The sequence below is a fragment of the Nocardia cyriacigeorgica genome (assembly GCF_010858045.1).
In the GTDB taxonomy this organism is placed as follows: domain Bacteria; phylum Actinomycetota; class Actinomycetes; order Mycobacteriales; family Mycobacteriaceae; genus Nocardia; species Nocardia cyriacigeorgica_E.
On sequence record NZ_JAAGVC010000256.1, the window covers coordinates 1 to 312 of the forward strand.

Here is a 312-nt window from a genome sequence, read left to right on the forward strand (position 1 = left end):
GTGGCCAAGGCGCGTGCCGTGATCGACGCCGTCGACGCCGACGTGATCATCGGTTTCGGCGGCTACGTCGCACTCCCGGCGTACCTGGCCGCCGGCCGCGGTGCGCTGCGGCGTCGGCGATCGGTGCCGGTGGTGGTGCACGAGGCCAATGCCAAGGCAGGTATCGCGAACAAGGTCGGCGCGCGGGTGGCCGCGCGGGTGCTGGCCGCGGTGCCGGATTCCGGGCTGCCAGGCGCCGAGGTCATCGGTATCCCGGTCCGCTCGGCCATCACCTCATCGGCGCCGGCTCTGCCCGAATCATCGTCACCCATG

1 protein-coding gene is annotated in these 312 nt (G+C 72.1%); it reads left to right on the forward strand.

The window, feature by feature from the left end:
- The coding region (locus GV790_RS29610) for a glycosyltransferase (RefSeq protein WP_175586043.1) at positions 1 to 312 on the forward strand (312 nt) is incomplete at both ends.